The 7444-nt window shown below is 71.8% G+C and carries 4 protein-coding genes; 1 reads left to right on the top strand and 3 read right to left on the bottom strand.

Features of this window, described 5'->3' with window-relative positions:
- From ACLQ2N_RS35840 to ACLQ2N_RS35830, 3 genes are all read right to left on the bottom strand, one after another.
- Positions 1-3847, bottom strand: a 3847-nt coding sequence (locus ACLQ2N_RS35840; protein ID WP_425819962.1) for a type I polyketide synthase, incomplete at its 3' end; no start/stop codon positions are given.
- Between the two features lie 191 nt (positions 3848-4038).
- The gene (locus tag ACLQ2N_RS35835) at positions 4039-4941 is read right to left on the bottom strand and encodes a hypothetical protein (protein ID WP_425819960.1); all 903 of its coding nucleotides are present in this window, start codon (positions 4939-4941) and stop codon (positions 4039-4041) included.
- A gap of 342 nt (positions 4942-5283) precedes the next feature.
- A complete protein-coding gene (locus ACLQ2N_RS35830; protein WP_425819958.1) occupies positions 5284-6891 on the bottom strand; it encodes a DHA2 family efflux MFS transporter permease subunit in 1608 nt (535 codons plus the stop codon).
- Between the two features lie 446 nt (positions 6892-7337).
- On the opposite strand from ACLQ2N_RS35830, the gene ACLQ2N_RS35825 reads away from it, so the two are divergent.
- Positions 7338-7444 (top strand): polyketide synthase docking domain-containing protein (locus ACLQ2N_RS35825; RefSeq protein WP_425819964.1); only part of this gene is annotated, 107 nt, incomplete at its 3' end.

Below are 7444 nucleotides of genomic sequence, written 5' to 3'. Positions count from 1 at the left end.
CGACCAGCAGGACGCCGACACCCTCGGCCCAGCCGGTGCCGTCCGCGTCCGCCGAGAAGGCACGGCAGCGCCCGTCCGCCGAGACGCCGCGCTGGCGGGAGAACTCCAGGAACATGCCGGGCGTGGCCATGACGGTGACGCCGCCGGCGAGGGCGAGGTCGCAGTCGCCGGAGCGCAGCGCCTGGGCCGCCAGGTGGAGGGCGACCAGCGACGACGAGCAGGCGGTGTCGACGGTGACGGCCGGGCCCTCGAAACCGAAGGTGTACGAGACGCGGCCGGAGGTGACGCTGCCGGAGGAGCCGGTGAGGACGTAGCCCTCGGTGGCGCCGTCGGCCTCGTGCAGACGGGGGCCGTAGTCGGGGGCCATCGCGCCGGCGAAGACGCCGGTGCGGCTGCCGCGCAGATCGGCCGGGTCGATGCCGGCCCGCTCCATGGCCTCCCAGGAGGTCTCCAGCAGCAGACGCTGCTGCGGGTCCATGGCCAGCGCCTCGCGCGGCGAGATGCCGAAGAAGGCGGCGTCGAATTCGGTGGCGCCCGCGAGGAAGCCACCGTGGCGGGTGTAGCTGGTGCCGCTGTGCTCCGGGTCGGGGTGGTAGAGCCGGGCGAGGTCCCAGCCGCGGTCCGCCGGGAACTCGCCGACCGCGTCGGTGGCGGAGGCGACGAGGTTCCAGAGGTCCTCGGGCGAGCCGACGCCGCCGGGGAAGCGGCAGGCCATCGAGACGATCGCGATCGGCTCGTCGAGCACTGCGGGGGTGCGGACGGCGGCGATGCCTGTCCCGGCGCCGCCCAGGAGTTCGGTGCGCAGGTGGCCGGCCAGACCGGTCGGCGACGGGTAATCGTAGACGAGCGAGCTGGGCAGGGTGAGGCCGAGGGCGGTGGAGAGGCGGTTGCGCAGCTCGACGCCGCTGAGAGAGTCGAAGCCGAGATCCTTGAACGAGCTGTCGGTGTCGACCCGGGCGGAGGAGCTGTGGCCGAGGACGAGCGCGATGCTGTCGCGGACCAGCTCCAGCAAGGTGCGATCCTGCTCCTGCGGCGAGCGGCCGACCAGCCGCTCGGCCCAGGTCCGGGCCGCGTCGGTGCCGACTACGGGGGCGGTGGCCGGGGCGGTCGGCATGGGGGCGGCCGGGAGCACGGCCGGGGCGTCGACGCCTGCGGTGATCTCGGCGGGCAGCCAGTGGTACTCGCGCTGGAACGCGTAGGTGGGCAACGGGAGACGCACTGCGGCCGCGCCGGGGTAGAGGGTGTCCCAGTCGAGGGCGGCACCCCGGACGTGGAACATGGCGAGGGCCCCGGCGACGGTGACGGTCTCGGAGCGGTTGCCGCGCAGGGTCGCGACGAACTCGGCCTCGGGGGCGCTGCCGTCGGCGTCCCGCAGCAGGCAGCGTCCGCCGAGCGCGGTCAGGACGGAGCCGGGGCCGATCTCGGCGAAGGTGGTGACGCCGTCCTCGGCGAGGGCTCGGACGCCGTCGGCGAAGCGGACCGCCTCGCGGACGTGGCGGACCCAGTGCTCGGGGGAGCACAGGTCGCGGCCGGTGACGGGGGTGCCGGTGAGGTTGGAGACGACCGGAATGGTCGGCTCGTGGTACTCCAGACTCTCGGCCACCCGCCGGAACTCGTCCAGCATCGGGTCCATCAGCGGGGAGTGGAAGGCGTGACTGACCCGCAGCCGCTGGGTCTTGCGGCCGAGCGCGCGGAACTCCTCGGCCATCGCCCCGAGCTGCTCCTCGCCTCCGGAGAGCACCACCGAGTCGGGGGCGTTGACGGCGGCGATGCCGATCTCGGCCTCGCGGTCGGCGAGCAGCGGCAGGACCTCGTCCTCGGCTGCCTCGACGGCGACCATGGCGCCGCCGGCGGGCAGGGCCTGCATCAGCCGGCCGCGCGCGGCGACCAGCGCGCAGGCGTCCGCGAGGGAGAACACCCCGGCGATGTGGGCGGCAGAGATCTCGCCGATGGAGTGGCCGAGCAGCCGGTCTGGGCGTACGCCCCAGTGCTCCAGGAGGCGGGTGAGTGCGACCTCGAAGGCGAACAGCGCCGGCTGGGTGTAGTCGGTGCGGTCGAGCAGCTCCGCCTCGGGGGTGCCCTCGTCGGCGAACATCACGTCCAGCAGCGGCCGGTCGAGTTCGGTCGCGAACGCGGCCGCGATCTCGTCCAGGGCGCGGGCGAACTCGGGCCAGGTGGCGTGGAGTTCGCGGCCCATGCCGGGGCGCTGGCTGCCCTGGCCCGAGTAGAGGAAAGCGGTCCGGCCGGGGGCGGCCCGGCCGGTGGTGAGCTCGGCGGCGGGTTCGCCGGCGGCGAGCCGCTCCAATGCTGAGGCAAGGGCGGCGGCCGGGTCCCCGGCGCCGTCCAGGACGACGGCCGCCCGGTGGGCGAACGCCGTGCGGGTGGTGGCCAGGGCGTGGGCGAGGACGACCGGGTCGGTGCCGGGTGCGTCGGCCAGGTGCGCGTGCAGCCGGCCGGCCTGGCCGCGCAGGGCGGCCTCGGTCTGCCCGGCCAGCGGAACGATCAGCGGGCCGGCGGCGTGCGGCCGCCCGGTCGGCTGCTCCTCCGCGTCGGCGGCCTGCCGCGGGGCCTCGGCGACCACGACGTGGCAGTTGGTGCCGCCCATGCCGAAGGAGCTGACGCCGGCGACCAGCGGGGCGTCGGTCTGCGGCCACGGGCCCAGCTCGGTGGCGACCCGCAAGTTCAGCTCGTCGAAGGGGATCTGCGGGTTGGGGTTCTCGAAGTTGAGCGAGGCGGGCAGCTGCCGGTGGCTGATCGCCAGCACGGTCTTCAGCAGGCCGACGATGCCAGACGCGCCCTCCAGGTGGCCGACGTTGGTCTTGGCGGAGCCGACCAGCAGCGGCGCGCCGGGCTCCTTGGCGGTGCCGATCGCGCTGCCGAGCGCGCGAGCCTCGATCGGGTCGCCGACCTTGGTGCCGGTACCGTGCAGTTCGACGAACTGGACGTCCGCCGGGTCGACGCCGGCCCGCCGGTGGGCCAGCCGTACGACCTCCTCCTGGGCGTGCTGGTCGGGGACGGTGAGGCCCTCGGCCGCGCCGTCGCTGTTGACCGCGCTACCGACGATGACCGCGTGGATCCGGTCGCCGTCCGCCATCGCCCGGTCGAGCGGCTTGAGGACGACCATGCCACCGCCCTCTCCGCGGACATAGCCGTTGGCGCGGGCGTCGAAAGTGAAGCACCGTCCGTCGGGCGACAGGGCGCCGAACCGGGCGGCGGCGATCGTGCTCTCCGGCGTCAGGTTGAGGTTGACGCCGCCGACCAGGGCGAGGTCGGACTCGCCGCGGCGCAGGCTCTCACAGGCCAGGTGGACGGCAGTGAGCGAGGCGGACTGCGCCGAGTCGACGGTCAGACTGGGGCCGTGCAGGCCCAGTGCGTACGAGACCCGGTTGGCGAGCAGGGCGCGGCTGACCCCGGCGAGGCTGTGCCGGGTCAGGGCGGCGCCGCCGCCGCCCTGGAGCAGGGCCGCGTAGTCGCAGGCCATGGCGCCGATGAAGACGCCGGCGCCGCTGCCCCGCAGGTCGGCGGGGAGGGTTCCGGCGTGCTCCAGCGCCTCCCAGGCGAGCTCCAGGACGAGCCGCTGCTGCGGATCGGTCATCGCGGCCTCGTTCGGCGCGATGCCAAAGAAGCCCGCGTCGAACTCGGCGATGGAGTCCAGGAAGCCACCGCGCAGTTCACGGGTCTCGGGGGCGTCCCACCGGCCCTCCGGGACGGACGTGACGGCGTCCCGGCCCTCGCTCAGGAGGCGCCAGAAGGACTGCGGGTCGGGCGCCTGCGGCAGTCGGCAGGACATGCCGACGACCGCTACCGCGTCGCCGGAAGAATCGCGAGAAGTGAGTTCGAAGGACATGGAGCCAATCCAGATTCCGACAGGCCGGGCAGCGGCAGGGTGAATTTCGGGAATTGCGCGCAGCCGCGCCGGCCGCTCGGGGTGGGCCGAATGCGCGGAAATCGCGGTCCCTGCGGCACCGGAGGAATCACCGAAGAGCGTCCGGAAATCGAGGGGCTGCGGGGGCTACGGGAGGTCGTGGACGACCGTGTTCAGCTGATGACGTCGTACGCGTCGAATCCGGTGGCGACGACGACCGGCTCGCGGAAGAGGTCCAGTGGGGAGGCCGGGTCGAAGGCACCGGAGTGCTGGAAGGCGGCGAGCGTGCCGTCGGGGCGCAGCGCGAGCAGGTCGGGCCGGCCGTCCAGGTCGATGTCGGTGAGCGTCATCAGCACCATCTGCTGCCAGCCGTGGGCGACGGTGTACCAGGTGCCGGGGAGAGCGGCAGCCTCCGGTGTGCCGAGGCGGGCGGCGAACTCGTAGAGGTCGAGGTCGCCGTTGGCCCGGCGTACGAGCAGGTCGAGACGGCCGTTGCCGGTGAAGTCGGCCATCGCGACGGGGAAGTCATCGACGCCGATCTCGGTGAGCCGCACCGGGTCCTTGTCGTAGGTGTCGTCCTTGACCGCGCCGAGGCCGCGATTGGGGAAGACATCGACGTTGCCGGCGTTCTCCCCCTTGCTGATGGTGTCGTCGGTGCCGGTGCCCAGGACGTCGGCGAAGGCGATGGTCTCCCAGCGCTGGCCGTCGTCGCGCTTGCCGGAGACCCGCAGCGGCTCGGACCAGGGACCGATCTCACCGGGGCCGCCGAGGTTCTGCAGCAGGAAGAAGCCGTGCTCGCCGTTCTCGCCCGGGTTGAGGTCGAACTCCTCGACGCTGAAGGCGCAGATGTCAGCGCGGCCGTTGCCAGTGGCGTCCAGCGCGCGGAGGAAGAAGAAGCGCTTCCAGCCGAAGTCGGTGCCGATGCTGACGGGTTCGTTGAAGGTGTTCTCACCGTCGAACGTGCCGCTATGTGGATAGACCAGCAGCTCACCCGTTTCGACGTTCCGTACCAGGAGGTCGAGTCTTCCGTCCCCGCGGAACGAGCGGCACTGACCGTTGGCGAAACTCGCTGCCATGCTGAATTCTCTCCTCGCGGTGGACCTCCGGAAAGGCTGTCTCAGTATTTGCGAGGCGACCTGACGCCGATACCCCTAAGGCCCCCTAACCAGGACCCCTGAAGCCGTATGCCGGAACCGTGCGCGAGGCCCCGTACGGCCCCTTGCACCCCTCCCGGCCGAGAGGGGTGCAAGGGGCGGCGGAGGATGCCGACGGGGGCTGTCCGGGGTGCGCCCGGGGTGGGGGGGGTCCGGGTCGTGGAAACGGCGGAAGAGGGTGCGCAGGGGGTGGCGCACCCTCTCCCGCTCCACCCGGTGGGCTGGGCGGTCCTGCTGCACGCCCACCGGTGTCAGGGGCCCCGGTCACTGCGAGACCGGGGTGGTCTCCGCCTCCTCCGGCGCGGAGGCGGGGTCGGCGGCCTGCGGCTTGGGCTCGCGGATGAACCAGGCGGCGGCGAAGGTGAGCAGACCCAGCACCACGCCACCGACGGCGATGGCGTGCAGACCGGCCGTCACACCGTCGGCGAAGGCGTCCTGCACCGGCGCGGGCAGCTTGTGGACCAGCTCCGGCGAGAGCTTCGCCCCGTCGCCGGCCTGCATCGACCCGCCGAGCCGGTCGCTGATGGTGTTCTTCATAGCGGTGCCGAAGAGGGAACCGAGCAGCGCCACCACCAGGGAGCCACCGACGATCCGGCCGAGGGTATTGGCCGCCATGCCAGCCCCCAGGTCGCGGGACTCGACGCTGTTCATGGTGATCATGACGGTGTTCTGGGTCAGGCAGCCCACGCCGGCGCCGATCGCGATCGGGACCAGCGATCCGAGGAGGGTGTTGGTGTCGGACTCCAGCACCAGCAGGCAGAGCATGCCGACGGCGATCAGCGGACCGCTGGCGAGGGCCCACGGGCGGTAACGCTGGGTCTTGGCGGTCTTCTTGCCGCTGATCACCATCACGAAGAACATCGCGAGCATCATCGGCAGCAGCAGCAGACCGCCAGCGGTCGGCGAGGCGTCCCGGGCGAACTGGGTGTACTGCGGCAGGAAGCTGGTCCCGGCGAACATGGCGCCACCGGAGGTGAAGGTCAGCGCCAGGGCGAGCGGGAAGTTCCGGTTGCGGAACATCCGCGGCGGCAGGATTGCCTCCTCTACCTTGCCCTCGACCCAGACGAAGGCGGCGAGCGAGAGCACGGCGAGCACGGCCAGGCCGATGATCTGCGGCGAGGACCAGGCGTACTCGGTGCCGGCCCAGCTGGTCACCAGGGTGAGACTGACGAGGGTGACGGTCAGCAGCAGGGTGCCCGGGATGTCGATCTTGCCCTTGATGGGGGGCGCCGAGGTGCGGACGAACAGCGCGATGACGACCAGCGCCGCGACGCCGAGCGGCAGGTTGATGTAGAAGACCCAGTTCCAGCTGACGTGCTCGGTGAGCAGACCGCCGATCAGCGGGCCACCGACGAACGAGGACGGCATCAGGATCGCCATCATGGTCTGGATCCGGCCGGCCTTCTCGAGCGGCACGATCTCGCCGATGATCGCCAGCGCACCGGCGATCAGACCGCCGCCGCCGACGCCCTGCACCGCCCGGTAGATGATCAGCTCGGTGATGTCCCCGGCGGTGCCGCAGAGCGCGGAGCCGATCAGGAAGACCACGATCGACACCATGAAGATCTTCTTGCGGCCGACCAGGTCGCCGAGCTTCCCCCAGATCGGGGTGCCGACGGCGGTAGGCAGCAAGTACGCGGTGATCACCCAGGAGAGCTCGTCCAGCCCGCCCAGGTCACCGGCGATGGTCGGCAGCGCGGTCGCCACGATCAGGCTGTCCAGCATTGCCAGGAACATACCCATGCCCAGACCGGCGACGCCGAGCCAGAAGAACCGAGGGAGTCCGACCTCCTCCTGTGCGGGCGCGGTCGACTGCGCCGCGGCCACCTCCGCCCCTGACTCCGAACCCGGCTCGGGCTTTGATTCGGACATCCCGCGCTCCTCTCCCTGCTGTGTGCCTGCCCCAATGTCCCGTTCAGCGTGCCCGCCGCACACTCGCGGTGCCCACGACGTTTGTCACGAGTGGGCCGACGACATCTGTCAGGTCCCGGCACCCATCGGGCTTTCACATGCCGGGCGGAGGCTACGGGTAGCGGTCGGGCAGGTAGGGGATCGGGTAGGGGCGGCGCCGACCGGCATTCAGGGGGCGATCCCGCTGGCTAACGCGCGCCCCATGGACTGGAATGTGGAAGGAACGGGTCGATTTTCGCCGCCGAGGCCCGCAATCGGCACCCGGCAGAAGGGGCGGCGGCCCCGGATGCAGCGCCCGGCATCCTTCCGGCTTCCTCCTGGTTCCGTCGGCGCGAAGTCACAGAAGGTCCGTCGGCCGGTCCGTTCGATCCTCTTTTGACGTCACCAAGTGAGAGCACGAGGCGAGAATGTCTGCGCACGATCCGAAGCTCATCGAGGCTCTGCGGTCCTCGTTGAAGGAGACGGAGCGGTTGCGGGAACAGAACCGTTCGCTCCTGGAGGCGGTCCGCGAGCC

The organism is Streptomyces sp. DT224 (genome assembly GCF_049844595.1).
Lineage (GTDB): Bacteria > Actinomycetota > Actinomycetes > Streptomycetales > Streptomycetaceae > Streptomyces.
This window is presented reverse-complemented; position numbering and strand designations above follow the sequence as displayed.